The sequence below is a fragment of the uncultured Mycobacterium sp. genome, from assembly GCF_964249325.1.
Classification (GTDB): Bacteria; Actinomycetota; Actinomycetes; order Mycobacteriales; family Mycobacteriaceae; genus Mycobacterium.
Genome location: NZ_CAXUCH010000021.1, coordinates 1 through 24,759, shown reverse-complemented (window position 1 = coordinate 24,759; position 24,759 = coordinate 1). Strand labels below are relative to the sequence as shown.

General features: G+C 65.0%; 24 protein-coding genes and 6 pseudogenes. 21 read left to right on the top strand and 9 right to left on the bottom strand.

The window, feature by feature from the left end:
• Positions 1–19: 19 nt before the first annotated feature.
• From ACFE99_RS04985 to ACFE99_RS04965, 5 genes and pseudogenes are all read left to right on the top strand, one after another.
• Positions 20–1,386, top strand: a pseudogene (locus tag ACFE99_RS04985) (alpha/beta fold hydrolase).
• 143 nt (positions 1,387–1,529) lie between these two features.
• Positions 1,530–2,801 (top strand): DUF222 domain-containing protein, encoded by a 1,272-nt coding sequence (locus ACFE99_RS04980; protein ID WP_375482980.1) that lies wholly within the window; start codon positions 1,530–1,532, stop codon positions 2,799–2,801.
• Between the two features lie 173 nt (positions 2,802–2,974).
• Positions 2,975–4,237, top strand: coding sequence for an ATP-binding protein (locus tag ACFE99_RS04975; RefSeq protein ID WP_375482978.1), 1,263 nt, complete (start codon positions 2,975–2,977; stop codon positions 4,235–4,237).
• 31 nt (positions 4,238–4,268) lie between these two features.
• Positions 4,269–4,589 (top strand): annotated as a pseudogene (locus ACFE99_RS04970) (HNH endonuclease); the annotation flags it as partial.
• Positions 4,590–4,604: 15 nt separating this feature from the next.
• Positions 4,605–5,099, top strand: coding sequence for a macro domain-containing protein (locus tag ACFE99_RS04965; RefSeq protein ID WP_375482976.1), 495 nt, complete (start codon positions 4,605–4,607; stop codon positions 5,097–5,099).
• Positions 5,100–5,118: 19 nt separating this feature from the next.
• On the opposite strand, the gene ACFE99_RS04960 is transcribed toward ACFE99_RS04965, so the two are convergent.
• On the bottom strand, positions 5,119–5,433 hold the full coding sequence (locus ACFE99_RS04960) for an MTH1187 family thiamine-binding protein (RefSeq protein WP_375482974.1): 315 nt from the start codon (positions 5,431–5,433) through the stop codon (positions 5,119–5,121).
• Between the two features lie 82 nt (positions 5,434–5,515).
• Here ACFE99_RS04960 and dtd point away from each other — a divergent pair, with 82 nt between their 5' ends.
• The 7 genes and pseudogenes from dtd to ACFE99_RS04925 all read left to right on the top strand — a co-directional run bounded on the left by dtd (position 5,516) and on the right by ACFE99_RS04925 (position 11,319).
• Positions 5,516–5,947: a D-aminoacyl-tRNA deacylase gene (gene dtd / locus ACFE99_RS04955; RefSeq protein ID WP_375483000.1), complete on the top strand. Its 432-nt coding sequence runs from the start codon at positions 5,516–5,518 to the stop codon at positions 5,945–5,947.
• A 203-nt stretch (positions 5,948–6,150) separates the two neighbouring features.
• Entirely contained in the window at positions 6,151–7,104 is a 954-nt protein-coding gene (locus ACFE99_RS04950) for an anti-sigma factor RsbA family regulatory protein (protein ID WP_375482972.1), read from the top strand.
• The gene (locus ACFE99_RS04945; protein ID WP_375482970.1) at positions 7,104–8,258 is read left to right on the top strand and encodes an MEDS domain-containing protein; all 1,155 of its coding nucleotides are present in this window, start codon (positions 7,104–7,106) and stop codon (positions 8,256–8,258) included. Before ACFE99_RS04950 ends, ACFE99_RS04945 begins: the two co-directional genes overlap by 1 nt.
• A 109-nt stretch (positions 8,259–8,367) precedes the next feature.
• Positions 8,368–9,102: a hypothetical protein gene (locus ACFE99_RS04940; RefSeq protein WP_375482968.1), complete on the top strand. Its 735-nt coding sequence runs from the start codon at positions 8,368–8,370 to the stop codon at positions 9,100–9,102.
• On the top strand, positions 9,099–10,013 hold the full coding sequence (locus tag ACFE99_RS04935; RefSeq protein ID WP_375482966.1) for a class I SAM-dependent methyltransferase: 915 nt from the start codon (positions 9,099–9,101) through the stop codon (positions 10,011–10,013). Before ACFE99_RS04940 ends, ACFE99_RS04935 begins: the two co-directional genes overlap by 4 nt.
• Before the next feature lie 4 nt (positions 10,014–10,017).
• Positions 10,018–10,728 (top strand): annotated as a pseudogene (locus ACFE99_RS04930) (HAD family hydrolase); the annotation flags it as partial.
• 9 nt (positions 10,729–10,737) lie between these two features.
• Positions 10,738–11,319, top strand: a complete 582-nt coding sequence (locus tag ACFE99_RS04925; RefSeq protein WP_375482998.1) for an LLM class flavin-dependent oxidoreductase — start codon at positions 10,738–10,740, stop codon at positions 11,317–11,319.
• 163 nt (positions 11,320–11,482) lie between these two features.
• Here the strand turns inward: ACFE99_RS04925 and ACFE99_RS04920 are convergent, their stop codons facing one another.
• Genes ACFE99_RS04920 through ACFE99_RS04905 form a run of 4 tightly spaced genes read right to left on the bottom strand, consistent with a single transcriptional unit; the run spans position 11,483 to position 14,388 of the window.
• Positions 11,483–12,220, bottom strand: coding sequence for a glucose 1-dehydrogenase (locus tag ACFE99_RS04920; protein ID WP_375482964.1), 738 nt, complete (start codon positions 12,218–12,220; stop codon positions 11,483–11,485).
• Positions 12,221–12,244: 24 nt separating this feature from the next.
• Positions 12,245–13,318, bottom strand: coding sequence for a diacylglycerol kinase (locus ACFE99_RS04915; protein ID WP_375482962.1), 1,074 nt, complete (start codon positions 13,316–13,318; stop codon positions 12,245–12,247).
• 47 nt (positions 13,319–13,365) lie between these two features.
• Positions 13,366–14,193: an oxygenase MpaB family protein gene (locus ACFE99_RS04910; RefSeq protein ID WP_375482960.1), complete on the bottom strand. Its 828-nt coding sequence runs from the start codon at positions 14,191–14,193 to the stop codon at positions 13,366–13,368.
• Between the two features lie 12 nt (positions 14,194–14,205).
• On the bottom strand, positions 14,206–14,388 hold the full coding sequence (locus ACFE99_RS04905; RefSeq protein ID WP_375482958.1) for a hypothetical protein: 183 nt from the start codon (positions 14,386–14,388) through the stop codon (positions 14,206–14,208).
• Positions 14,389–14,463: 75 nt separating this feature from the next.
• On the opposite strand from ACFE99_RS04905, the gene ACFE99_RS04900 reads away from it, so the two are divergent.
• Positions 14,464–14,877 (top strand): hypothetical protein, encoded by a 414-nt coding sequence (locus tag ACFE99_RS04900; RefSeq protein WP_375482956.1) that lies wholly within the window; start codon positions 14,464–14,466, stop codon positions 14,875–14,877.
• Between the two features lie 129 nt (positions 14,878–15,006).
• A complete protein-coding gene (locus tag ACFE99_RS04895; protein ID WP_375482954.1) occupies positions 15,007–16,137 on the top strand; it encodes a nitronate monooxygenase in 1,131 nt (376 codons plus the stop codon).
• On the opposite strand, the pseudogene ACFE99_RS04890 reads toward ACFE99_RS04895, so the two are convergent.
• Positions 16,134–16,508 (bottom strand): annotated as a pseudogene (locus ACFE99_RS04890) (molybdopterin dinucleotide binding domain-containing protein); the annotation flags it as partial. The gene ACFE99_RS04895 and the pseudogene ACFE99_RS04890 overlap by 4 nt on opposite strands.
• A gap of 44 nt (positions 16,509–16,552) precedes the next feature.
• Here ACFE99_RS04890 and ACFE99_RS04885 point away from each other — a divergent pair.
• A pseudogene (locus ACFE99_RS04885) lies at positions 16,553–16,953 on the top strand (TetR family transcriptional regulator C-terminal domain-containing protein).
• Here ACFE99_RS04885 and ACFE99_RS04880 read toward each other — a convergent pair.
• Positions 16,954–17,175, bottom strand: a complete 222-nt coding sequence (locus ACFE99_RS04880) for a hypothetical protein (RefSeq protein WP_375482952.1) — start codon at positions 17,173–17,175, stop codon at positions 16,954–16,956.
• A gap of 125 nt (positions 17,176–17,300) precedes the next feature.
• Positions 17,301–17,747, bottom strand: a complete 447-nt coding sequence (locus ACFE99_RS04875; RefSeq protein WP_375482950.1) for a hypothetical protein — start codon at positions 17,745–17,747, stop codon at positions 17,301–17,303.
• A gap of 239 nt (positions 17,748–17,986) precedes the next feature.
• Here ACFE99_RS04875 and ACFE99_RS04870 point away from each other — a divergent pair, with 239 nt between their 5' ends.
• From ACFE99_RS04870 to ACFE99_RS04845, 6 genes are all read left to right on the top strand, one after another.
• The gene (locus ACFE99_RS04870; RefSeq protein WP_375482948.1) at positions 17,987–19,249 is read left to right on the top strand and encodes a cytochrome P450; all 1,263 of its coding nucleotides are present in this window, start codon (positions 17,987–17,989) and stop codon (positions 19,247–19,249) included.
• A 9-nt stretch (positions 19,250–19,258) separates the two neighbouring features.
• Complete coding sequence (locus ACFE99_RS04865; protein WP_375482946.1) at positions 19,259–20,272, top strand: alcohol dehydrogenase catalytic domain-containing protein; 1,014 nt, start codon at positions 19,259–19,261, stop codon at positions 20,270–20,272.
• 75 nt (positions 20,273–20,347) lie between these two features.
• Entirely contained in the window at positions 20,348–20,896 is a 549-nt protein-coding gene (locus ACFE99_RS04860) for a YceI family protein (protein ID WP_375482944.1), read from the top strand.
• An 8-nt stretch (positions 20,897–20,904) separates the two neighbouring features.
• On the top strand, positions 20,905–21,771 hold the full coding sequence (locus tag ACFE99_RS04855) for an LLM class F420-dependent oxidoreductase (RefSeq protein ID WP_375482942.1): 867 nt from the start codon (positions 20,905–20,907) through the stop codon (positions 21,769–21,771).
• 101 nt (positions 21,772–21,872) lie between these two features.
• A complete protein-coding gene (locus ACFE99_RS04850; protein ID WP_375482940.1) occupies positions 21,873–22,568 on the top strand; it encodes a DUF4389 domain-containing protein in 696 nt (231 codons plus the stop codon).
• Between the two features lie 338 nt (positions 22,569–22,906).
• Positions 22,907–24,541: a fatty acyl-AMP ligase gene (locus ACFE99_RS04845; protein WP_375482938.1), complete on the top strand. Its 1,635-nt coding sequence runs from the start codon at positions 22,907–22,909 to the stop codon at positions 24,539–24,541.
• A 37-nt stretch (positions 24,542–24,578) separates the two neighbouring features.
• Here ACFE99_RS04845 and ACFE99_RS04840 read toward each other — a convergent pair.
• Positions 24,579–24,759, bottom strand: a pseudogene (locus ACFE99_RS04840) (MinD/ParA family protein); the annotation flags it as partial.

Here is a 24,759-nt window from a genome sequence, read left to right as displayed (position 1 = left end):
CGTTGATTAGCCTGTGGCAGTGGCGCAGCTTCCGCGGACCCGCTACGCCAAGTGCGGCGACATGGACATCGCCTACCAGGTGTTCGGCGATGGACCGAACGACCTGCTCCTGGTGCCGGGGCCGTCGATACCGATCGACACGATCGACGCAGAGCCGTCGATGTACCGCTTTCATCGGCGCCTTGCCGCGTTCAACCGGGTGATCCGATTCGACCTACGCGGTATGGGCCTGTCGTCGCGCGTTCCGTCGGTGGCATGCTGGGACCGAGGTTCTGGGCCGAGGATGCGATCGCAGTCATGGACGCGGTGGGCTCTACGCAGGCGGCGGTATTCGCACCGAGTTTCAACGCGATGATCGGACTCGTGCTGGCCGCCGACTACCCTGAGCGGGTGCGCAGCTTGGTGCTCGTCAACGGTGCCGCGCGGGTGCTGTGGACGTCGGATTATCCGATCGGCGTCGAACCCGACAACGCAGCTCAGTTCGGCACGGTTGGGATTGACCCGGACGCGGTCGACCAGGGCTTCGACGTTCTGCGGATCGTAGCGCCGAGCGTCGCCGGCGATGACGCGTTCCGCGCCTGGTGGGATATGGCCGGCAACCGTGCCGCGTCGCCGAGCATGGCCCGCGCCGCCACCAAGGTGGTTAGCGAAGCCGACGTCCGCGACACACTCGTACGAATCGCGGCACCGACCCTGGTCTTGCACCGCGCCGATGTCAACTTCATCCCGGTTGGCCACGGTCGGTATCTCGCCGAGCACATCGCCGGATCACGTTATGTGGAACTCCCTGGTGCGGATTCCCTGTACTGGGTGGGCGACACTGCGCCGATGCTCGAGGAGATCGAGGAGTTCATCACCGGTGTGCGGGGCGGCTTCGACGCCGAACGGATACTCGCCACGATCGTGTTCACGGACATTGTCGGCTCAACGGAGCGCGCCGCAGCGCTCGGCGACGACCGGTGGCGGGACCTGCTCGACAACCACGACACCATCATCCGCCACCAGCTAGGCCGATTCGGCGGTCGCGAGGTCAACACTGCCGGCGACGGATTCGTGGCGACATTCAGCAGCCCGAGCGCCGCCATCGAATGCGCGGACGCGATCGTTGACGCGGTGCGAGTGCTTGGAATCGAAGTGCGCGTGGGCATCCACGCCGGCGAGGTCGAGGTGCGCGGCACCGATGTCGCCGGCTTGGCCGTCCACATCTGTGCCCGGGTCGCGGCACATGCGGGCCCCGGCGAGGTGCTGGTGTCGTCGACGGTGCGCGACATCGTTACCGGCTCGCGGCGCAGGTTCGTCGACCGCGGTGAGCACGAACTCAAAGGCGTGCCGGGCCGTTGGCAGCTGTGCGCGCTGGCGCGCGACGAGGCGATCGTCCGGCGCTAGCGCGGGTAGGCGGCGACAGCGTTATCCACAGTTGGGTCTTTGTCCCCAGCTTGGGCTTTCGGCGAGCGCGCGAAGTGAACTTTGCGCCCCGACCGACTAGTATCGCACATATGTTCGATTGCTCACTGGCTGATCCAGAGGCAGTGAAGGGTGCCGATGACGCGACGCTGGTAGCCGCGATCGTGGGCTGGGCGCGGGTGGAGGCCGCCGCGTCGGCACGCCGACTGGCCGCCATTGCAGAGCTGGTTGACCGCCGGGTCGAGGGCGGGTCGCCTGAGTGCGGGCGGTGGTCGTGCGACAACTGGGACGCAATGGCCGCCGAAGTCGGTGCTGCACAAGGCATTAGCCACGGCATGGCATCCGGGCAGATGTACCTCGCGGTGCCGTTGCGTGATCGGCTGCCGCGAGTGGGCGCATTATTCGTCGACGGGATCATTAGTGCCCGGTTGGCGTCGACGATGGTGTGGCACACCAGCCTCATCAAAGATCCCGAGACGCTACGGCTGGTTGACAAGACCCTGGCCGAGGATGCCGCCCGATTCGGGCCACTGTCGGTAAACAAGACCGCGCAGGCCATCGAAGCGATCGTGGACCAGTACGATCCCGGTGCGCTACGGCGCACACGCGCTACTGCACGTAGTCGTGACGTGGTGATCGACATGGCCGACCAAGAGTCCGGCACCGCGCCTATGTGGGGTCGGTTGTATGCCAGCGATGCCGCGGTGTTGGATCGGCGGCTGATGCAGATGGCCCATCAGGTCTGCGACGACGACCCGCGCACCATCGCCCAGCGGCGCGCCGACGCGTTGGGGGCACTGGCGGCCGGCGTGGAGCGGCTGGCGTGCGGCTGTGGCAACGCGGATTGTCCGGCCGACACGGATGGCACCGAGCGGTCTTCGGGTCTGGTGATCCATGTCGTTGCTGAGAGATCGGCGGTCAGCGCACAGCCGGACCCGCACCTATCGGGCGAGCCCAAGCCGCGCCCGATGACACCCGACGAACCCCTGGTTCGGCCGCCGGATCCCGAACCCGACGTGCCTACAGTCAAGTCGCCGCCGGCCGTGCTCACCAGTGGCGGGGTCATCCCGCCTGCGCTGCTGGCCGAGTTGATCCGCACCGGCGCCAAGCTGCAACCGGTGTGCCATCCCGGCGACGTGGTGCAACCCGAAGCGAGGTATCGACCGTCGGCGGCGCTGGAGCGGTTCGTGCGCTGCCGTGATATGACGTGTCGATTCCCCAATTGCGACCGCCCGGCGGAGTTTTGCGACGTCGACCACACGGTGCCGTACCCGCTCGGACTGACCCATCCGTCAAACCTTCGCTCGTTCTGCCGTTTCGACTCCCGGACGATCGGCAAAACGACTGGTGAAAGCATTGTCGAGTACATGGGGTGTTGTTCGCGACATGTGAGGTAGCCCGTACTAGTGGGCCTGCCCGCGATTCCAGTCCTGGCGCCCGGCTGCGACGGCACCGGCTCCGGCTAGATTCCGCGAATCGGCGACCACATCTCCCGCGGATCGGCGAAATAGGGCTCGCGAATCGGCGATGTCCCGCTCGCGAATCGGCGAACTCTGGGTATGCTGTCGCGGTGAATGTGCCGTCCCGTGTCGCTCGAAACCTGCGTCCGAGGGTTGAAGAGGCACTGGCCGACACACGAATTGTTGTCGTTCAGGGCGCGCGCCAGGTTGGCAAGTCCACCCTGGCGGCCGAGATCACACGCCACCGCGGCGGGCGATTAGTCACGCTCGACGATGACGTGACCCGAACGGCAGCGGCCACCGATCCCCACAGTTTCGTTCGCCAGTTCCCCCACGGACTACTCACGATCGACGAAGTTCAACGGGTCCCAGAACTGGTCCTTGCGCTCAAGGGAACCGTTGACGCCGACCAGCGGCCGGGCCAGTATCTGCTCACCGGATCCGCCAATCTCTCGCAGCTGCCAGCGACCGAGGACAGTCTCGCCGGCAGGGCTGAGAGCCTCGAACTCTTCGGATTTAGCCAAGGCGAACTCGCCGGAATTACTGAGACCTTCATCGACCGGCTGTTCGCCGGCGATCTATTTCTTGGTCACGAAAGCGACCTGACCCGTCATGACTATCTCACCCGCGCCTGTACCGGCAGCTACCCCGAGGCTGTCAACCGAACGTCAACCAGACGCCGAAATGCATGGCTGGATAACTACGTCGACCGCATCGTCAAACGCGATGCATTGGACGTCTCCAATCTCCAACGCATCGCCGACCTGCCGCGGCTTATCCGACTCCTCGCCGCACGCAGCGCATCCGAGCTCAACCTGAGTTCCCTGGCTGCTGAGGCCGAGATCCCCGTGCGCACCCTGCCGCCCTATCTCGATCTCCTCGAGACCCTATATCTCATCGACCGCATACCCGCATGGTCGACCAACCTTTCGAAGCGGGTCGTTGATCGACCGAAAGCCCTGCTCCTCGACTCTGGACTGGCCGCTCGCCTAGTCAATGTCTCACCTACTGGAGCCGGACCGAGTGCCAACCCGGATGCGGCAGGGGCCATCATCGAAACTTTCGTGATCTCAGAGCTCCGGCGACAACTCGGATGGTCACAACAGACCCCTCGACTGTTCCACTACCGCGATCGAGATGGCGCCGAGGTAGACCTGATACTGGAAACCGCAGACGGCCTCATCGCCGCGATCGAGATCAAGTCGGCAGCAACCCTCCGCGGCAAAGACACCCGCTGGATCACCCGACTCCGCGACAGAGTCGGCGCACGCTTCGCCGGCGGCCTCATCCTCCACACCGGTCCACAAGCCCAGCCATTCGGTGACCGGCTCGCAGCCGTCCCCATCGACGTCCTCTGGTCCTCCAGGGGGTAGATTTCCGACTTGTCACCAACCTCAAGTGTCTCTGTGCAGAAAACATCACTTGCTGAAAACTTTCTGGACAGCTTGGCGCGACAAACAGTTGCCCGATGGCACTGTGATCTGGACTGCCCCCACCGGGCAGACGTACATCACTCGTCCAGGCAGTCGCTTGTTGTTTCCGACGCTTTGTCTGCCCACCGGCGAATTGCCTTCTGCTCCAACGGTGCAACTACCGGCCGATCGCGGTCTCATGATGCCCATGCGCCGCCGAACCCGGAAACAAGACCGCGCGCGCCGCATCGATGCTGAACGCGCACTCAACACAGCTCACATCGCCGAGCGCAACCAACCGCCGCCCTTCTAGCTGCAAGATGTGTTGATGATCGAGTTAGAAGTACTACAGGCCGACGTGACCAAGCTCGACGTCGACGCGATCACCAACGCGGCCAACACCCAACTCAAGCACGGCGGTGGAGTTGCTGCCGCCATCGCCCGCGCCGGGGGTCCAGCGGTGCAGCACGAATCCAACCAGAAGGCACCGATCGGCCTCGGCGACGCGGTGGAGACCACCGCAGGCGACATGCCAGCACGCTATGTCATCCATGCCGCCACCATGGACCTCGGCGGGCCGACGTCAGCGGAAATCATCGCGCGTGCCACCCGCTCAACACTGGCTAAGGCGGACGAGGTGGGCTGCCGCTCCCTCGCCCTGGTGGCGTTCGGCACCGGTGTCGGTCACTTCCCGATCGAGGAAGCCGCGAGGCTGATGGTCGAGGAGGTGCGACAGCACACGCCCCGCTCGCTAGAGCGGGTAGTGTTCGCGGTCCGCGGTGACGACGCCGAGCAGGCGTTCCGCGCCGCCGTGGAGGCATGAACCGCCTGCTGTTCATGCGTTAATCACCGCGCCGCTGAGACAGGTGACGTTCCACCGACTCGACCTTGCGAGTCATCATGTCGGTGGCTGCGGGCCGTACATCGGCCTTGATCACCGCACTGACCCGAGGGGCGCGTGCAGCCACGGCTTGCACCGCCCGCTCGACCACGGCCATCACCTCAGCCCATGTCTCGCCCTCGACCTCGGTGAACATGGCATCAGTCTTGTTGGGTAACCCAGAGTCTCGAACCACCCGCACCGCTTCGGCGACGATCTCCCCCACGGCCTCGCCGACGCCCATCGGGGTGACGGAGAACGCCACCAGCACCGACATCTGCCTCACCTTCCGGGCCACGCACTACGGCGAGCGTACCCAGCCGCTGGCCGCCGGCGGGCGCGATGGCAGCATCGCGGCCATGCGGGTTCTGGTGCAACGGGTGTCATCGGCAAAGGTGTCGGTCGACGGCCAGGTGGTCGGGGCGATCCGCCCCGAGAAACAGGGCCTGCTGGCATTCGTCGGCGTCACGCACAGCGACAATATCGACACCACCCAGCGACTCGCCGAAAAGCTTTGGCGGTTACGCATTCTCCATAATGAGCAATCCGCCGCTGACATCAATGCACCGATATTGGTGATCAGTCAGTTCACCCTCTACGCCGATACCGCGAAGGGCCGACGACCGTCCTGGAACGCGGCCGCGCCGGGGCCGGTCGCCGAGCCGCTGATCACCGCGTTCGCCGGTGCGCTACAGCGGCTGGGCGCCCACGTGCAGACAGGCGTGTTCGGCGCATATATGCAAGTCGAATTGGTCAACGACGGACCGGTGACGGTGCTGCTGGAACTCTGACTAATCAAACTGCTTATCGCCGAGGACTAGACAATTGGGTGGCGGCGACGGGTAGCCTTTGCGCGTGGGACCTGGAGCCCAAGCGCAGTGGGCCATTCATTCTTTGTTCCGATACCACGCAGGATCCCCGGTGACCGGCACACGCCGGAATGTCATGACGGCCGACGGCGCCGTCGCGGCCGGGAAGCGCGGGAGCCGCTGACGTGACGACGACTACCCCTTTGGATAGCGGCGCCTTCACGCACCCGGCGCTGCTCTACCACTCCCGACAGGAATACCTGGATTGTCTGGCGCCCTTCATCACCGACGGATTGCGAGCCGGCCAGCCTGTGCTGGTCGCGGTACCGGGACCCAACCTGGCGCTGCTACGCGATGCCGTGGGTGACACCGCCGCCGGCGTCACGATGATCGACATGACGACGGCAGGGCGCAATCCCGCCTGGATCCTGGGCGGCATCTTGAGCCACTTCGTCGAAGAGCACGCACCGCACCGAGTGCGCATGATCGGCGAACAGATCTGGCCAACCCGGTCCAAAGCGGAATACCCGGCATGCGTCCAGCACGAGGCACTGGTCAACACCGCTTTCGCCGGCCAGGAGATGACCGTGTTGTGCCCTTACGACGCGACACAGCTCGATGCAAAGACGCTTGCCGACGCGCGCACCACCCACCCGCTGCTGTGGCACACCGGACATCCCGAGGAAGACAGCCCCGCCTTCGCGCCCGAGGCCGCCTGGCGGCAGTACAACGAACCGTTGCCCAGCAGCCCAACGGCGGTCACTTACACCGTGTCGGTGCTGGCTGACCTCGCCGACGCTCGGGCGTTTGCGGCCACCTACGCCCAGTGGTTCGGGCTTTCCTCCAACCGCGCTGCCGACCTGTTGTTGATCGCTAACGAATTGGCGGCCAGTTGCCTGCACCACGCCGACGGAGCATGCCAGCTGGAGTTTTGGCGGCACGACGGTCACTTGGTATGCCAAGCACGTGATGGGGGCTACCTCGACGATCCGCTCACCGGGCGGCGCCCATATGTAAGTGACAGCGCCTGCGGGCGCGGGCTCGGGGTGGTGAACGCCGTGGCCGACTTGCTGCGCAGCCATACCATGCCCGGGGCAACGACGATCCGCGCCTATCTTCGAGTGGAGGACGTCGCCTGATGCGTCAGCATGGGGCGGTGCGGTCGGCGGCCGGAATGGCTCCGTTCGGCCATCTTGGCTGGGGCTACCGTGACCGGGCGGAGTTTTTATGCCGGGCCTCGGAATACATCACCGTTGGACTGCGGCATAAGCAGCGCATCGCCTATGCCGCGGAAGGCACCCGCGAGACCCTCTACTCCGAGCTGGCGACAATGCCGGCGATTCGCGAGCATCTCGATTCAGGTCTCATCGAGGTGCTGCCGGCGGACGAGTACTACCCCTATCACCCGGGCAGCGACGTCATCGATGCCGACAGGGCGGTGGACAAGTATCTCGCGGCAGCAGAGGATGCGATCGTCAACGGCTACACAGGTTTTCGCGCGGTCTCCGATGTCACACCGGTGGCACGCACCACCGAACAACGCGACGCGTTGGCAGCCCTCGAGTACCTCGTCGATCAGAAGATGGCGGTGTTGCCGTTCTCTGCGCTCTGCGGATACGACACGACACGAGTCGGCCGGGCTGCATCAGAGCTCATCTGCTTGCACCCGTTCGTAGGCCGCGGATCGGTCATGTTCCGGATCTACGCCCAACCCGTGGACGGCATCGATTTCGCGCTGATCGGCGAAGTCGACGACGCCAGCGACGAGTTGTTCGCCACCACCCTGCAGCGCACTCTGCCGCTGGTAGCCGACCGCACCGTCAACATTGACGCTCAAGAGCTGCAATTCATCGGCCACGAACAGATGCTCCTGCTCGACGAATGCGCCCGCCAGCACAACCGCAACGTCCGGCTGTGCACCGATCAGCCCGTCGTCACGCGGCTCGTTGGTTTGCTGAACCTCACCAACGTCGAGTTAGCACCGGCGCCGGTGTACCCGTCAAGGGACGCAGCGGCAGGGCTGTTCCGCAGGCCGCGACATGGTGAGCGGCCCGCCAGCCAAGCCGCCATCAACCGGGTCAAGCGAATACTGAAGCGGCACTTCGGTATCCGCGCCCAGCAGGCGTTCGTTCTGCTGGTGCGATTGGCGCAGGACACCAACACGACAGTGTGGGAACTCGCGGAGCAGATCAGCGCCGAGCTGGGTGGGGAAGGCGCCACCGGCATCCCCCGGGCCACTCTCGACGCGCTGGAAGCAGTCCATCACCAGCTGTGGCCGCCGAGCCCAGGCTGACCGCCGGTTTATTGGTTGCCGACAGGCCGCCGGGCCTCGATGAGTGCGCGAACGCCGATCACGTGCCTGCCGCTGCCGGTACGTTGCCACGACGAAAGGGGGAGGCGGGATGTTGCGCGACATTCGGGAAGTCGCCGGTGACCCCGAGGCCTACGCCGCTGAGCTCCGCCGCCGCTGGGGCGGGCTATTGAGCTACCGCTACATCGGCCGCAGCTACGCGTCGATGTACCTCCGGCCGGTCGACGACACTGTCACGCTGCGCCGCGATATGCGCAACGCCTCAGGCGGACTGCTGCTGGCCGTGCTCGGAATCGCCTCCCCAGAAGGCGGCGGCATGTCCGACTTGGAAGCGGTACCCAATCCGGTCATTCACTCGTGCCAAATCCTCGACCCCGGCCGAGACGTCCGTCGCATCGAGATCGTGTCCGAGGTGCTCAAACGCGGTCGGCAGATGGGGTTTAGCCGCTCTCAGATCGTCGATGCCGACCGCCCAGCCCGGGTGCTGGCGCTCACCGAAGGTCAGGGCATCAGCATCGGCACGCCGCCCGAGGGACTCGAGCGGATGCCCGTCGACCCCATCGAAATAGTCGACTCGCCTGATTTACCGCCGCTGTGGCAGGTCTTCCGCGGACACCTTCGCTCCGACGGCCGCTGGGCACTGCCCGAACTCGCCGCGAATGCGGCGTCATTTGCGCGCGGCAAATCGGGTCCCTTCCGGGTCGAGGCTGAACCATTTGACGGGGCAGACGGAATGGTGGCGGTGCGCACACTCATGCACGACGAGGGAACCGACGATCGCGTCATCACGGTCGGGTCCTATCTGTTCCGGACGGCGGACAGATGACAGCGCCCGAGGAGAAGAAGTGGGTTCGTTCCGAAAACGACCAGTGGGACATCCTCAGCAGCGTGGGCTACACCGCGTTACTGGTGGCCGGCTGGCGTGCCGTGCATGCCCTGAGCGCAGAGCCGCTGGCACGAGACGACTATGCGCAGCATTTCATTACAGCCTCGGCCGATCCCTACCTGACCGGTCTGCTCGCGAATCCGGCAACCTCCGAGGATGCGACAGCCTTCCCGCGGTTGTATGGCGTGCAAACCCGATTTTTCGACGAATTCTTTCGGTCCGCGGCGGCTGACGGCATACGGCAGGCAGTGATCGTGGCGGCCGGATTGGACTCGCGTGCCTACCGGCTCGGATGGCCAGCCGCAACAACGATTTTCGAGGTCGACCAAGCGAAAGTCCTTGAGTTCAAAGAGCGTGTGCTCGCCGAGCACGGCGCCAAACCGACAGCGCGCCGGATAAGCGTTGCAGCCGACCTGCGCGACGACTGGACAGTTCCGTTGCGGGCTGCCGGATTAGAACCGCGGCAACGCACCGCCTGGTCGGTGGAGGGGGTACTGCCGTACCTGACCGGCGCAGCACAACATGCGCTCTTCGAACGCATCCACGAGCTTTCTGCACCGGGTAGCCGAGTTGCGGTCGGTGCCCTTGGTTCGCGCCTGGACCAAGCGCAACTTTCCGCTTTGGAAGCGACTCACCCCGGCGTCAACATGTCCGGCGAAGTCGACTTTTCCGCTTTGACCTACGACGAGGACAAGACGAGTCCGGCCGACTGGCTGGCCGCCCACGGGTGGGCCGTCGACCCGATCCGCACCAACCCTGAGCTGCAGGCAGCGTACGGCCGCACCCCAGCGGACGTCGACCGTCGCATCGACAGCATCATGCATTCCCAATACATCACGGCGACACGGTAAAACGATGGTCTCAAGGCGCCTGGACGATGCCATCGCCGAGATCGAGGCAAGTCCAGCCGGAGGCGGGGTCGGTGCGTTCTTCGACCTGGACGGGACGCTGGTCGCCGGGTTCACCGCGGCGGCTCACGCCGGTCACCGGATTCGGCGCCGGCAGGCCCGGATCGGCGAGGTCTTGGGAGTCGTCGAGGCCATGATGCGGTATCGGCTCGGCCGGGTGGAATTCGAGCAGCTCGTCGTTAGGGGCGCAGGCTATTTGCGAGGCGAATCGCTTGAAGCGCTTCACCAGCTGGGTGAGCGGCTGTTCGCGAACCGCATCGCGTCCCGCCTCTACCCGAGCATGCATGACATCGTGCGAGCACACCAGCAGCGGGGCCATACCGTGGTGCTCAGTTCGTCGGCGCTGACGATCCATGCCGAACCCGTGGCCCGCTTCCTTGGGATACCCCACGTGTTGTGCAACCACTTCGAAGTCGACGAACAGGGGCGATTGACCGGCGGGGTCGTCAAGCCGATCGTCTGGGGCGTCAACAAAGCGGCAGCGGTAGAACGGTTCTGCGCCGTCAATAACGTTGCACTGCAAGACAGTTACTTCTACGCCGACGGCGACGAAGACGTCGCGCTAATGTCACGTGTCGGATATCCGCGTCCAGTGAACGCCCGGTCGCGGCTTGCCGCGGTCGCTGTCGAGCAGGGCTGGCCGGTGCTTCGGGTCGCCGTGGCGCGGATGTTCGACGAAACCGGCTATGACGGCGTGGTGTGCGCCGACCATCTGATCTATCCACGTCACCTCTCATCGCCATACCTCTCGCCGACCGGCCGCCCACCTGTGGTCACCGAAACCGCTTGGCCCGACTCGCGGGTCCTGATCGGGGCGATGGCAGCGGTGACGACCCGGCTGCGGTTCTCCAACGCCGTCTACGTCGCACCCGCTCGCCCGCTGCTGGAGGTGGCCAAGCAGGTGGCCACCGCGTCGGTGATCTCCGCGGGCCGGGTCTCACTGGCGGTCCAAGCGGGTTGGATGCGTGAGGTATTCGACGTGATGGGCCAAGAATTCACCAACCGGGGCAAGCGATTGGACGAGATGATCCCGGCGCTGCGCGCCTTGTGGCAGGGCGGCTGGGTGTCGTGGAGTGGGCGCTACTATCAGGTGCCCGAGCTGATGCTCGAACCCCATCCAAAACACCCGGTGCCGATTTTCTGCGGCGGCGAATCCGATGCCGCCTTGCACCGTGCTGCGCGGCTGTGCGACGGATGGGTCGGCACAGCGTACAGCTGGGATGAGGCGGTTAATTACGTGCAGAAGTGAAATGCGTTGCGGCGCAGCTACGGACGCGACAACGAGCCGTTCGAGATCATCGACGGAGTCTGCCGAGCGGTTCCGGCCGGCGATCGAGCGCTTCGCCGAGTCCATCATCGAGAAATGCCGCTGACCCTGTGTTATCGGTTAGACGGCGGACGTCCGGCACGAGTTAGATCTTGTGCGGAACGTCGGTCACCAGGCCCCCGTCCATGACGAATTCCGAACCGGTGGCATACGCCGACTCGTCGCTGGCCAGAAACACTACGAACGTCGAGACCTCGATCGACTCGCCCGGCCGCCCCAGCGGGATGGTGACGAGGTCGTCGGGAATGTGCTTGGTCATCGGAGTGCGGATAAAGCCCGGATGAATCGAGTTGACTCGGATGTTGTGCGCCGCCAGCTCCAATGCGGCCGACTTGGACAGCCCGCGAACCGCCCACTTGGAGGCCACATATGGGTGCACCATCGGGGCGCCGCGCAGGCCCTCGATCGAGGACACGTTGATGATCGAGCCGCCGCCCGCGGTGATCATCGGGTCGACGGCCGCCCGCATCCCGAGGAACGTGCCGGTGAGGTTGACGTCGATAACCTTCTGCCACTTGGCGAGGTCGAATTTCTTGAGCTGCCCGAGCGCCACGATGCCGGCGTTGTTGACCAGAACGTTGAATTTGCCGAATTCCTGCACGGCCTCGGAAACCGCCGCCTCCCACTGATCGGGCTGCGTGACGTCGAGGTGCACATAGCGTGCCGCCTCCCCCAGCTCGTCGGCCAGCGACTTGCCTTCCTCGTCGAGGATGTCGCCGATCACGACCTTGGCGCCCTCGGCTACCAGCAGCCGGGCATGAGAAGCACCCATACCCCTCGCGCCGCCGCTGATCAGTGCAACTTTTCCGTCCACGCGTCCCATGACGGGTCAGGCTACCTCAGCTGACTAGAACCCGTTCCAGCGTGGCCCGGTGATCAGCGGCAGGTCGAGCGTCGTGCGGATTCCCGGAGGGGCCGCCACCACGGCGGGGATGGCGTTGACGATCCGGCCCGCCGCCCCGACGATCGCGGCGTGGTTGTGGTCGCCGTGGCGGCTGCTCGGGCAGATGTCGACGGCGTAGGACGGCTCACCGGTGATCTCGACGCGATATGAGCCGCCGGGTTGGGCGGGCTGCGGCCAGTCGGGGCGTAGGTCTTCGCGCAACCGGGTCACGTGCTCGATCACAATGGCGGGCCGCCCGTCGACCATGCCGCGAATCTCGAATCGCATCGCGGCAACGCTGCCCTTGGGGATGTGGCCGGCGGCGATGTCGAAGGCTTCCGGCGCCGGCTCGCGCTCGCATGTTTCGGTCATGTCGTCGACCTCGATCCCCAGCCCGGCCGCCAGCTGCCGGATCGCGGTGCCCCACGCGATGCTCAGTACGCCCGGCTGGAACAGAATCGGAAGTTCCTCGAGCGGCTTGCCGAAGCCCATCACGTCGAACATCACGGTCGCGCCGTCGTAGGTGGCGTAGTCGGCCATCTCCATGCAGCGCACCGCCTCGACGCGCTGACAGGTGCCGGTCAGCGCGAACGGGATCAGGTCGTTGGCGAACCCCGGGTCGACACCGGTGATGAATATGCTCGAATTGCCAACGCGTGCAGCGTCTTCGACACGTGCGATGTACTTGTCGGGCATCAGCTGCCACGGGAATTGCAGTATCCCCGGCGCGGAACCGACCACGTTGATCCCGGCGGCCAGCAGACGCCGGCAGTCCGCGAGGGCCTCGAGCGGCCGGTTGTCGCCCATCGCGCAATAGACCGCACAGTCGGGTCGGCCGGCCAGCAGTGAGTCCAGATCGTTGGTCGCGGCGATTCCCGTGGACCCGTCGAGCCCCGCCAGCTCTCCCGCGTCCTTGCCGACCTTGTCTTCCGACGACACCCACACTCCGACCAGTTCGTACCGCGGGTCGGCGATGAGCTGGGTCAGCGCGAGGCGACCGACGTTTCCGGTGCCGATGTGAGCGACGCGAATGGCCATAGCTAGGCAGCGTAGACGGACGACGGATAGTCCGGTGTCAGGCAACGTTACTCACGTGCGCAGCGGAGTCGCCGATCGTGGCTTCGCCGTCGCCGATCATGGTGCGCAACAGGGCTTTTCGCTCGCGGTAGCCGCGGGCAGCAGCGCGGTCTATCCCCCCGGGCAGAGTAAGGGCAGCAATGCTGCGGGCGATGTTGACCGGAATCCGCAACAGTGGATACCACGGCGGCACGTAGGCCAGCAAGCCCAGCGCGCGCATCGCGCGTGGACCCAAAGCCGCTCGTCACCGACAGGTGCTGGGCGCGTGCAATGCGGCGACGCAGCTCCGCCATGCTGCGGTAGTGCCAGAGCAGCGGGTCGTCTGCCATCGGACCCGCCAGCTGCCTGGTGGACTCGTCGGCATTCGAAAGCGCGGTGAGGGTGTGGTAGAGCACGCGTACGCCGCCGCGGAAGCTACCGGGCAGCCACTCGTCCTGCACGCCGATCAGCCAGCCGAGGTAACGGGTCAGGTGCGCGATCGCGTCGAGTTCAGCCGGGCTGAGCACCATCCCCATCCCGATCGCGGCGGCCGGCGGGGCGATCAGTGCCCCGACCAGCGTGGCGGCCATGTCGGTCTGGTTGAGCGGTATGCCCACTCGTCGCCGCGCCAGTCTGGCATCGCGGCCACATGACGTCGCACTAATGCATGGATCAGCCGCACCCGCAAGCGTGGAGCGGTAACCGGCGCCGAGCGGGGTCAAGCCGTTTTCGGAAATCACGTCGATCGCCCACTGCATCGTCTCGGCGAAACGCTGGTTCGATCCCTTCTCCAGCGCACCGGTCCGTAACAGGGTCTTGTTGAAGCCCGAGAACTGATACCCGCCCAGAAGTGCCACGTCGCGCGCGATCTACATGCCGTCGGCGCCACCTCTGCGCAGCGCCCGCTGTCCTCGGCGCACGGTGTCGCTGTCGACCCAGTCCGGGATCGTCTCGACCCGAACGAAGAACTCGCGCAACGGTGCTGGTGCCTCGGGCACGTTGGCGATCCCTTCGGCGAGCGCTCGGTCGAACAATGGTCGCGTCTGCTTCATCCCGGGTACTTCTACGAGCATTTCCCGAATCGCGACGCGCTGCTGTTTGCCGTCTCTGATGACGTTCGTGACGAATTGCTCGACGCGCTGGTCGCCGCCGGCGTCGGCAACCCTGGCACCCTCACGGACAAACTGCGTTCGGCGCTGACCGCGTTCCTCGACATCATTGCCGCCGACCCCCATATCCACCGCATCACCACCAGCGACCTGACCAGCGTTCCGGGGCTCACCGAACACCGCACACAGGTCCTCGACAAGCTCACCGAGTTGGTTATCCACTACGCCCCCGACGTCCTGGGCGCCGACACGCCGCCTCATGCAGAGTTGCGCCGGGGCGCGGTGTTCATCGTCGGCGGCGTCAACCAGATCATCGACGCCTGGCTTAAGGATCCCCAGGAAACCACCGCCGAACTGGCGGCTGCCTGCGCCGACGTGTGCGTCGCCGTAGTCCGCGGCGTCACCACGTCACACCAGCAGCTGGCACCGTAATCAGCGGCTGCTCGCAGACAGGTCGTAGTGTCCACCCGACCCCGATGGTCCGGGCTGGCTGGCCACCGTGGTCGAGCGCGTACTAAACTAGAACACGTTTCAATTCGCCTACCGCCCTCAGGAGCAGGCATGCACACGGCAATCTGCGACGAACTCGGCATTGAGTTCCCGATCTTCGCCTTCACCCACTGCCGCGACGTCGTGGTCGCGGTGAGCAAAGCCGGCGGTTTCGGGGTGCTGGGCGCGGTCGGATTCACGCCGGAACAGCTGGAGATCGAGCTCAACTGGATCGACGATCACATCGGCGATCACCCCTACGGTGTCGACATCGTCATCCCCAATAAATACGAGGGCATGGACGCGCACCTGTCGGCTGAGGAGCTGGCCGAGAAACTGCGGTCGATGGTGCCGCAGGAGCACCTGGATTTCGCCCGCAAGATCCTGGCCGAGCACGGCGTTCCGGTCGAGGATGCCGACGAGGACAGCTTGCAGTTGCTCGGCTGGACAGAGGCCACCGCCACCCCGCAGGTCGAAGTGGCCTTGAAGCACCAGAAGGTCTCGATGATCGCCAATGCGCTCGGCACTCCACCGGCGGACATGATCAAGCACATCCACGAATCCGGCCGCAAAGTGGCGGCCTTGTGCGGGTCACCGTCGCAGGCCCGTAAACATGCCGACGCTGGGGTCGACATCATCATCGCCCAGGGTGGCGAGGCCGGCGGGCACTGCGGCGAGATCGGCTCAATCGTGTTGTGGCCGCAAGCCGTAAAGGAGGTGGCGCCGGTACCGGTACTGGCAGCCGGTGGCATCGGCAGCGGCGAGCAGATCGCCGCGGCGTTGGCGCTGGGTGCCCAGGGCGCATGGACCGGCTCCCAGTGGCTGATGGTCGAAGAAGCGTCGAACACTCCTGTCCAGCAGGCGACCTACGCCAAGGCGACCAGCCGCGACACCGTGCGCAGTCGCTCGTTCACCGGTAAGCCGGCCCGGATGCTGCGCAACGATTGGACCGAAGCCTGGGAGCAACCGGAAAACCCGCAGCCGCTGGGTATGCCGCTGCAATACATGGTCTCGGGCATGGCCGTGCGGGCCACGAACAAGTACCCGAACGAGTCCGTCGACGTGGCGTTCAATCCGGTCGGACAGGTCGTCGGACAATTCACCAAGGTCGAAAAGACGGCGGCAGTCATCGAACGCTGGGTGCAGGAGTACCTCGAAGCGACGAACAGGCTCAACGAGCTCAACGAGGCCGCGGCGGTCTAAACGGCTTCCACCCGGGCCGGCACATGTTTGTGCCACGGTGTTCCGGCGAAGGCGTCGCGCAGCTCGAGTGACGTCAGTTCATTGGGTGCCACGCCGACACGTCCGTGGTCAGGGTGGTCGACGCCCAAGCCGTTGGGCAGCGAAATGTGGCCGGGTTGCATCATGTCGGTGATCTCGACGACGGCCTGTGCCGTTCCGGCGGCGGTGGTGACGCGGGCCAGGCCGCCGTCGTGCGGTCCGAGACGTTGGGCGTTTTGTGGGCTGATGCGTAGTGCTCCCGTGGGATCGCGGCGTCGCCAGGAGGGATCGCGGTAAATGGTATTCGCCGTGAACGCGCGGCGTTCACCGGCCGACAGCACCAGCGGGTACTGGCCGTCGACTTCCCCGGCGGACGAATGAATTGATTCTGGCCGCCGTGCGCCATGCCGCCGACTACATCACGTCCCGCATCGATGCCACCGTCCAATCCGGCGACCCGGTGCAAGCACTCGACGGCTTCGTCCGGTTCTGGAAAAAGACCCTGCGCGACACCGACTACCTAGCCGGCTGCCCCGTGGTCGCCGTCGCCGTCGACGCCCATCAGGATCCGCCGAGGCCGCCGCGCTGGCACTTGAAGTCTTCACACAGTGGCAGGCCAAACTGCAGGAGCTGCTCCTCAATCGCGGCACCGACTCCGCGCGCGCCGCACGGGTGGCCACCCTCCTGGTGGCGGCCATCGAAGGCGCCGTCATCCTGTGCCACACTCACCGCGACCACGCCCCGTTGGACGACGTCCTGATTGAACTGACGCCGATGCTCGAGGCGGCCGGCGGCTAGTTACTCACGGTCGCCGGCGTATTGGCCGGTGAACACCTCTTTCGCCGTGTCGGCCGCGTAGGTGGCGATGTCCATTGAGCTCTGGATAATACCCTGCGTGCCGCCGGCGACGTCTCCCCTGACGATGTCGCCGGCGAATTCCACCATGTCCGAGGCCTTTTCGACGGCGTTGGCAACGACGTCCCTCACCGCGTCGAGCGCATCCCTAGGACTGAACTCCATCAGAGACTCCTCTGTGTCGCAGCTTCGCTTGGACCCACTGTAGACACGGGCCGACGGAAAGCGTCGATGGGTCCGTGAGCGGCGCAGATCCGATACGACGCCGCTATCCGCAATCGAGGTTTGACCTAGTCGCGGATGCTGGTGTCCGAGGGGAATCCACCCCCGACAATGGGGAATCCGCCTCCGGTCAGCGACCCGACCACCCAGCCCTGAGCCTGGGTACACGTCAGCGGAAGTCCGTCGGGCGTCTGTGCCGCCGATCCCCGCGGATCGGCATAGCTAGCGCACGGCTCCCCCGGCTGGTGCACACCGTAGAGCGGGTAGGAGATCACCCAGTAGCCGGTCTCTGCCGCCGGAAACTGGTGGGTGATGAAATGGCAGGCCTCGGCTTCACCATCGGGGCCACGTCCGAAAATGAACCGCTCGTAGTTGTCGCACGGTGCCCCCAGCGACGCGTCATAGTTCATTCCCGGTACGTCTCCGTTGTAACGCTGCTGATCGGCAGCGGCGACCGGCGCGACGGCAAGAGCGGCTCCTGAGACGGCCGCGGCGATGACGAGTTCGCGAATCATGCTCCACCTTCGACGTCGATGTCACCGGCTCGATCGAGTGCGCCGGCGGCGTGCACCAGAGCATAACCAGCGCCGAGTCCGCGCAAGATTGTTTTGCGGCGCCTGCCTCCTCGCGACCCCAGGAACACGTTTCAATCCGGTGGCCGCCATCCAACCAGAAGTCCTGTCATCTCGGTTGTCGCGGTGCTTTACTGGGCTAGAACGCGTCGCACCCAACTCGTATTCGTAGGAGCGCATCGATGCCGACTCCGACTCTTCCTCCTGGGTTTGATTTCACCGATCCCGATATCTACGCCAAGCGACTACCGGTCGAAGAGCTGGCCGAGATGCGCCGCGTCGCGCCGATCTGGTGGAACGAACAGCCACTCGGCGCCGGCGGGTTCGACGACGGCGGTTTCTGGGTGGTGACCAAGCACAAGGACGTCAAAGAGATCTCGCTGCGCAGCGACGTCTTCTCCAGCCTGAGAAAGACCGCGCTGCCGCGGTACAGGGACGGCACCGTCGGCGAACAGGTCGAGCGCGGCAAGTTTGTTCTGCTCAACATGGACGCACCCCAGCACACCCGGTTGCGCAAGATCATCTCGCGGGCCTTCACCCCGCGGGCGGTGGAGCGGCTGCGCGACGACCTGAACGAACGTGCGCAGCGCATCGTCAAGGCGGCGGCAGCCGAGGGTTCCGGCGACTTCGTCGAGCAGGTGTCCTGCGAGCTACCACTGCAAGCCATCGCCGGGCTGATGGGTGTGCCGCAGGAGGACCGCAAGAAGCTGTTCCACTGGTCGAATCAGATGGTCGGCGACATGGATCCGGAGTTCTCCAGCAACGACGCAATCACCGCCTCAGTCGAGCTGATCATGTACGGGATGCAGATGGCGGCGGAGAAGGCCAAAAACCCCGGCGACGACCTGGTTACCACATTGATCCAGGCCGACGTCGACGGTCACAAACTCTCCGAGGACGAGTTCGGGTTCTTCGTCATCCTGCTGGCGGTCGCCGGTAACGAGACCACCCGTAACTCGATCACGCAGGGCATGATGGCGTTCACCGAACACCCGGATCAGTGGGAGCTGTACAAGAAGGAGCGCCCCGCCACCGCGGCCGACGAGATCGTGCGGTGGGCGACCCCGGTCACGTCGTTTCAGCGCACTGCGCTCGAGGACTACAAACTATCGGGTGTGCAGATCAAGAAAGGTCAGCGGGTGGTCATGTTCTACCGGTCGGCCAACTTCGATGAGGATGTGTTCGACGACCCATTCACCTTCAATATTCTGCGAGACCCCAACCCGCACCTCGGATTTGGCGGCACCGGCGCGCATTACTGCATCGGCGCGAACCTGGCCCGGATGACCATCGACCTGATGTTCAACGCGATCGCCGACCACATGCCGGATCTGAAGCCGATATCCAAGCCGGAGCGGTTGCGCTCGGGATGGTTGAACGGCATCAAGCACTGGCAAGTCGCCTACAATGGTGGCTCAGGGGATAAATGCCCTGTGGCGCAATAGCTTTCGCATATGGCGACTCATCAGGCTGTCCAAGTCAAATCTGCGGGCGGGTCTTTGGACCTCACCGACGTAGACACCACGTCACCTGGCCGCGGCGAGGTGCGACTTGACGTTGCCGCATGCGGGATCTGTGGCAGCGACCGGGCTTTCGTCCATGGCGGCTTCCCGGAGATGTCGTGGCCACTGACTCCCGGGCATGAGATCGCCGGCACTATCGCCGAAGTCGGTGCGGGTGTAGACGACTTCGCAGTGGGTGACCGCGTCGCAGTCGGGTGGTTTGGGGGTAACTGCAACCGTTGCATCCCATGCCGAAAAGGGATCTTCATCCATTGCGAAAACCTCAAAGTGCCCAGCTGGCAATATCCCGGTGGCTACGCGGAATCGGTGACCGTCCCGGCCAATGCGCTGGCCCGCATCCCGTCCGAGCTGTCCTTCGCCGAAGCCGCGCCGATGGGCTGCGCCGGTGTCACCACCTATAACGCGCTGCGCCAGACGAAGGCGGTGGCGGGTGATCGTGTCGCCGTTCTAGGGATCGGCGGTCTGGGACACCTTGGGGTTCAGTTCAGCCGGGCAATGGGCTTTGAGACGGTCGCGATCGCCCGCGGCACCGACAAAGCCGACGACGCGCGCCAGCTTGGTGCCCACCACTACATCAACTCCACGAAAAACGATGTCACCGAAGCACTGCGGGCACTCGGCGGTGTAGCGGTTGTGCTTGCCACCGCTGGGAATTCAGCGGCGATGGCCGCGACGCTGGGTGGGCTGCTGCCCTGCGGTGAACTTGTCGCCATCGGTGTCACGCCCGAACCGCTGCCAGTCAGTCCGCTCCAGTTGATCAATCCGGGCGTCAGTATCACCGGTCATCCCTCCGGCACATCCCGCGACGTCGAGGAAACCATGCATTTCGCCGTGCTGTCCGGTGTGCGGGCCTGGATCGAGGAACGAGCCTTAGCTGAAGCGGCAGACGCCTACGCCGCCATGGAGCAGGGACGGCCGCGCTACCGCATCGTGCTCACCATGTGACGCGCCCGGGGACAGCGCAGGCCACCGAGTGACCTGAGAAGGAGCCGGGCAGTCATTGCGGACTACAGTCGGTCCGTGGCCGACTCGGCGTGGACCCTGGATGCATCCGACGGTGAGCTCCTGGTACGCACCGGCGTCACCGGCAGAGCCGCGAAAATGGGTCATCGTCTCACCATTGCGATGAAGCGGTGGACGGCAACAGTGCGGTGGGTCGGTGACAAACCTGTCAGCGCTGAGCTCGTCGTCGACGTGAATTCGTTGGACGTGCTGCGCGGCGAAGGCGGTGTGAAAGGGCTGTCCGCGGCGGAGAAGACGTTGGTTCGGTCCAATGCGTTGAGATCGCTGGAAGCGGGCCGCTTCCCCGAGATCCGCTTCACCACCGGGACCATCGACAAGACCGATGGCGGGTACCGTCTCACCGGGACACTGAAGATCCACGGAAAGACGCAAGACCGCGAAATCGAACTGCGCACAGACGATCTTGGCGACGCCTGGCGGATGTCCGGCCAAGCAACCGTCCGCCAATCCGATTTCGGTGTCAAGCAGTACTCGCTGCTGATGGGCTCGGTGAAGGTTGCCGACGAGGTCACGGTGTCGTTCAGCGCGCAGCACACGAAGGAATAGGAGGCCCCGTGCGAATCGGAGTCGTGTTCCCGCAAACGGAGATTGGCGCCGACGCCGGTGCGGTGCGTGCCTACGCCGAACAGGTCGAAGGGCTCGGGTTCAACCATTTGCTCGCCTACGACCACGTTGTGGGTGCCGACCCGAACATCCACGTCGGCTGGGACGGGCCATACGACTTGCACAGCACATTCCATGAGCCGCTGGTGATGTTCGGCTACCTCGCGGCTGTGACCACCTCGCTGGAGCTGGTGACCGGCATTGTGATTCTGCCGCAGCGCCAGGCCGTTCTCGTGGCCAAGCAGGCCGCAGAGGTCGATCTGCTCAGCCGCGGGCGGTTACGTCTCGGGGTGGGTCTGGGCTGGAACGCTGTGGAATACCAGGCACTTGGCGAAGACTTCTCGACGCGAGGCCGGCGCTGCGAGGAGCAGGTCGACCTGATGCGCCGGCTCTGGACCGAGGAGACCGTGACCTACCGCGGCCGTTGGCACCAAGTCACCGGCGCCGGCCTGGCGCCGCTGCCGCTGCAGCGGCCAATCCCGGTGTGGTTCGGTGCATCCTCACCCCGCGCGTATCGCCGCGCGGGTCGGCTCGCCGATGGTTGGTTCCCGATGGTCGGACCCGGACCACAGCTCGACGAAGCGCTGCGGCTGGTGCATCAAGCGGCCACTGAGGCCGGCCGAGACCCCGCGCAGATTGCCATGGAGGGCCGAGTCTCCTGGCGAGGTAATCCCGAACAACTTGTCCACGATGTGCGCCGCTGGGCTGCCGCCGGCGCCTCCCATGTCTCCATCAACACTATGGGCGCAGGCTTGGCGTCAGTCGACGATCACCTCGCGGTGCTCGCCACCGCCGCCGACGCCACGTTGGCCGATTAATTGCCGAAATGTCAACGGAGAAATGCTGGATTCCCGGCGTGGAAAACGACAGAATCAGGGGGCTCATCGATCGGGCCGAAGCGCATAAGGAGCCGCCAATCATGCGACCGGAAGCCGCCGATTATCCCGTCCGCGTTCGAGGCGACCTCGACCCCGCGTTGTCACGCTGGCAATGGTTGGTCAAATGGATTCTCGCCATCCCTCACTACATTGTGCTGATCTTCTTGCACATCGCGAATCTCGTCGTCACCGTGATCGCCTTTTTCGCGATCCTGATTGCCGGCAAATACCCGCGCGCACTGTTCGACTTCAGCCTAGGTGTCAAGCGTTGGCGCTGGCGGGTAGCCTTCTACGCTCTGATGGCACTTGGTACTGACAAGTACCCGCCGTTCAGCCTGCAGTCGAAGCAGGATTACCCCGCCGACTTGGAGATCGACTATCCCGAGCGGCTCAGCCGAGGATTGGTACTGATCAAGTGGTGGCTGCTCGTCCTCCCGCAGTACGTCATCCTCACCGCGTTCTTCACTCCCGGTTGGCGTTATCTGCGGCTTGGGCCGAATGAATGGGCCGGCTATGTGCTGCCATCACTGATGACGATTCTGCTGATATTCGCCGTGGTGGCTCTGCTGTTCACTGGGCGCTATCCAAAGGGGCTCTACGACTTCATCCTCGGCCTCAACCGCTGGACTATCCGGGTGCACGCGTACAGCGGGCTGATGCGCGACGAGTACCCGCCGTTTCGGCTCGACGTGGGGCCGCGTGAGCCGCAGCATACGGCGCTGACGGAAAGTACTTGAGCCGCTTCAATATTGACCTCACTGCGGCAATGCAACGGCGGAGATCGTTATAGCGTTGCTGCGACAGTTTGATAACAAGGAGCCGACATATCGGTCCGTCCACGGGTGGGACCGTTTTTTCGGCTAGCATTTGGCGGTCGCAGGTTCGTCGGGGGCTCGCCCGTGAGTTGCCGTCTGCGATAGCACGGCGTCGTTGATGGAGCGTCGCAGATGTCACCTCCGCAATTGGCGGATTTTTCTCAAGCACCATCGCGGCGATTGACGAAAATCCCGCGATTTAGCGAGGGCTCTGGTACAACAAGCGCAAGCGTGTCTAGAAATGTGCACGAGGGGCTGCCGTGAGCAGATTTTGCGAGATCATGTACGGCAACGCTCTTAGCAGCCGCAACGGGATGACAACCGGTGAGCCCCACGCCCCGGTCCGGCACAGCTGGGCACAAGTGCACGAACGCGCTCGACGAGTAGCTGGCGGCTTGGCAGCTGCCGGCGTCGGTCATGGTGACGCTGTCGCCGTGCTCGCCGGCGCCCCGGTCGAAATCGCCCCGACCGCACAAGGCCTTTGGATGCGGGGCGCAAGCTTGACGATGTTGCATCAACCCACGCCGCGGACAGACCTGCGACTGTGGGCGGCCGAGACCGCTTCGGTTATCGGCGTGATCGAGGCGCGGGTCGTCATCGTCTCCGACCCGTTCATGGCCGCGGCGCCGCTGCTCGACGAGCTCGGGCTGCGGGTGGTAACAGTCGAGCAACTGCTCGCTGCCGATCCGATCGATCCAGTGGATACGGGCGAAGACGACGTCGCACTGATGCAGCTGACATCGGGTTCCACCGGCTCGCCGAAAGCCGTCCGGATCACGCACCGCAATGTGGTTTCCAATGCCGAAGCGATGTTCATCGGCGCCAAGTACGACCTTGCGACCGACGTCATTGTCAGCTGGCTGCCGTTGTTCCACGACATGGGGATGACCGGATTCCTCGCCGTGCCAATGTATTTCGGCGCGGAGCTGATCAAGATCACCCCGATGGACTTCCTCCGCGACACGCTGCTTTGGGCCAGGCTGATCGACAAATACCGCGGCACGATGACCGCCGCGCCCAACTTCGCTTATTCGCTGCTCGCCAAGCGGCTGCGTAAACAAGCGATGCCCGGTCAGTTCGATCTGTCCAGCCTGCGGTGGGCGCTATCGGGCGCCGAGCAAGTCGAACCTGCCGACGTCGAGGATCTCTGTGAGGCCGGTGCGCCGTTTGGCCTGAAGCGCGAGGCGATCGTGCCGGCATACGGCATGGCCGAAACCACGGTGGCGGTGTCGTTTTCAGAGTGCGGTGCCGGGCTGGTCGTCGACGAGGTCGACGCCGACCTGCTGGCGGTGCTTCGCCACGCAGTCCCGGCCAGCAAGGGCAACACCCGCCGGCTGGCCTGTCTGGGTCCTGCGCTGCGGGGCCTGGACGTCCGCGTCGTGGACGAGGATGCCAATGTGTTGCCCAGCCGGGGTGTCGGAGTGATTCAGGTGCGTGGTGAGCCGGTGGCGGCAGGTTACGCCACAATGGGCGGGTTCATCCCCGGACCGGACCAGCACGGCTGGTATGACACCGGCGATCTGGGTTATCTGACGGAAAACGGTCACGTCGTCGTGTGCGGTCGGGTCAAGGACGTCATCATCATGGCCGGCCGCAATATCTACCCGACCGACATCGAGCGGGCGGCCGGCCGGGTCGATGGCGTTCGGCCCGGCTGTGCGGCCGCGGTGCGTCTGCATGCGGGGCACCCGCGGGAGACCTTCGCCGTAGTCGTCGAGTCCAATGCCTCCAACGATGCGACCGAGGTGCGGCGAATGGAGCATGAGGTCGCCCACGAGGTGTTCCACGACGTCGATGTCCGGCCGCGAAGGGTGGTCGTGGTGGCTCCCGGCACCATCCCCAAGACGCCGTCGGGCAAGCTGCGTCGCTCGCACGCGCTCTCGCTAGTGGGTTAGCGCGCGTTACTGACTGACTAACCCGCCCGCAGGTAGCTTATGGCGGTGGTGCAGCCCCGTTCGGTGGCGGCACCTGCCCCGGTGCCGGCTCGTCTGGCGGTGGGTCGTGGTGGCCGTGGATGTGCTCGAGGACCCGGGTCAACAGGGGATGTGGATTCGGTGGCGGAGGCGGTGGCGCAGGCTGCTCCGGCGGCAGCCCGGCCGGCGGAGCGGGCGGC

What these genes read in the sequence shown, in the direction of transcription:
- ACFE99_RS04865 (WP_375482946.1), top strand. Translation starts at nt 19,259, where the DNA reads ATGGCGACTCATCAGGCTGTCCAAGTCAAATCTGCGGGCGGGTCTTTG.
- ACFE99_RS04935 (WP_375482966.1), top strand. Translation starts at nt 9,099, where the DNA reads ATGACAGCGCCCGAGGAGAAGAAGTGGGTTCGTTCCGAAAACGACCAG.
- ACFE99_RS04880 (WP_375482952.1), bottom strand. Translation starts at nt 17,175, where the DNA reads ATGGAGTTCAGTCCTAGGGATGCGCTCGACGCGGTGAGGGACGTCGTT.
- ACFE99_RS04895 (WP_375482954.1), top strand. Translation starts at nt 15,007, where the DNA reads ATGCACACGGCAATCTGCGACGAACTCGGCATTGAGTTCCCGATCTTC.
- ACFE99_RS04940 (WP_375482968.1), top strand. Translation starts at nt 8,368, where the DNA reads ATGTTGCGCGACATTCGGGAAGTCGCCGGTGACCCCGAGGCCTACGCC.
- ACFE99_RS04945 (WP_375482970.1), top strand. Translation starts at nt 7,104, where the DNA reads ATGCGTCAGCATGGGGCGGTGCGGTCGGCGGCCGGAATGGCTCCGTTC.
- ACFE99_RS04915 (WP_375482962.1), bottom strand. Translation starts at nt 13,318, where the DNA reads ATGGCCATTCGCGTCGCTCACATCGGCACCGGAAACGTCGGTCGCCTC.
- ACFE99_RS04870 (WP_375482948.1), top strand. Translation starts at nt 17,987, where the DNA reads ATGCCGACTCCGACTCTTCCTCCTGGGTTTGATTTCACCGATCCCGAT.
- ACFE99_RS04905 (WP_375482958.1), bottom strand. Translation starts at nt 14,388, where the DNA reads ATGAAGCAGACGCGACCATTGTTCGACCGAGCGCTCGCCGAAGGGATC.
- ACFE99_RS04965 (WP_375482976.1), top strand. Translation starts at nt 4,605, where the DNA reads ATGATCGAGTTAGAAGTACTACAGGCCGACGTGACCAAGCTCGACGTC.
- dtd (WP_375483000.1), top strand. Translation starts at nt 5,516, where the DNA reads ATGCGGGTTCTGGTGCAACGGGTGTCATCGGCAAAGGTGTCGGTCGAC.
- ACFE99_RS04920 (WP_375482964.1), bottom strand. Translation starts at nt 12,220, where the DNA reads ATGGGACGCGTGGACGGAAAAGTTGCACTGATCAGCGGCGGCGCGAGG.
- ACFE99_RS04850 (WP_375482940.1), top strand. Translation starts at nt 21,873, where the DNA reads ATGCGACCGGAAGCCGCCGATTATCCCGTCCGCGTTCGAGGCGACCTC.
- ACFE99_RS04925 (WP_375482998.1), top strand. Translation starts at nt 10,738, where the DNA reads ATGTTCGACGAAACCGGCTATGACGGCGTGGTGTGCGCCGACCATCTG.
- ACFE99_RS04960 (WP_375482974.1), bottom strand. Translation starts at nt 5,433, where the DNA reads ATGTCGGTGCTGGTGGCGTTCTCCGTCACCCCGATGGGCGTCGGCGAG.
- ACFE99_RS04875 (WP_375482950.1), bottom strand. Translation starts at nt 17,747, where the DNA reads ATGATTCGCGAACTCGTCATCGCCGCGGCCGTCTCAGGAGCCGCTCTT.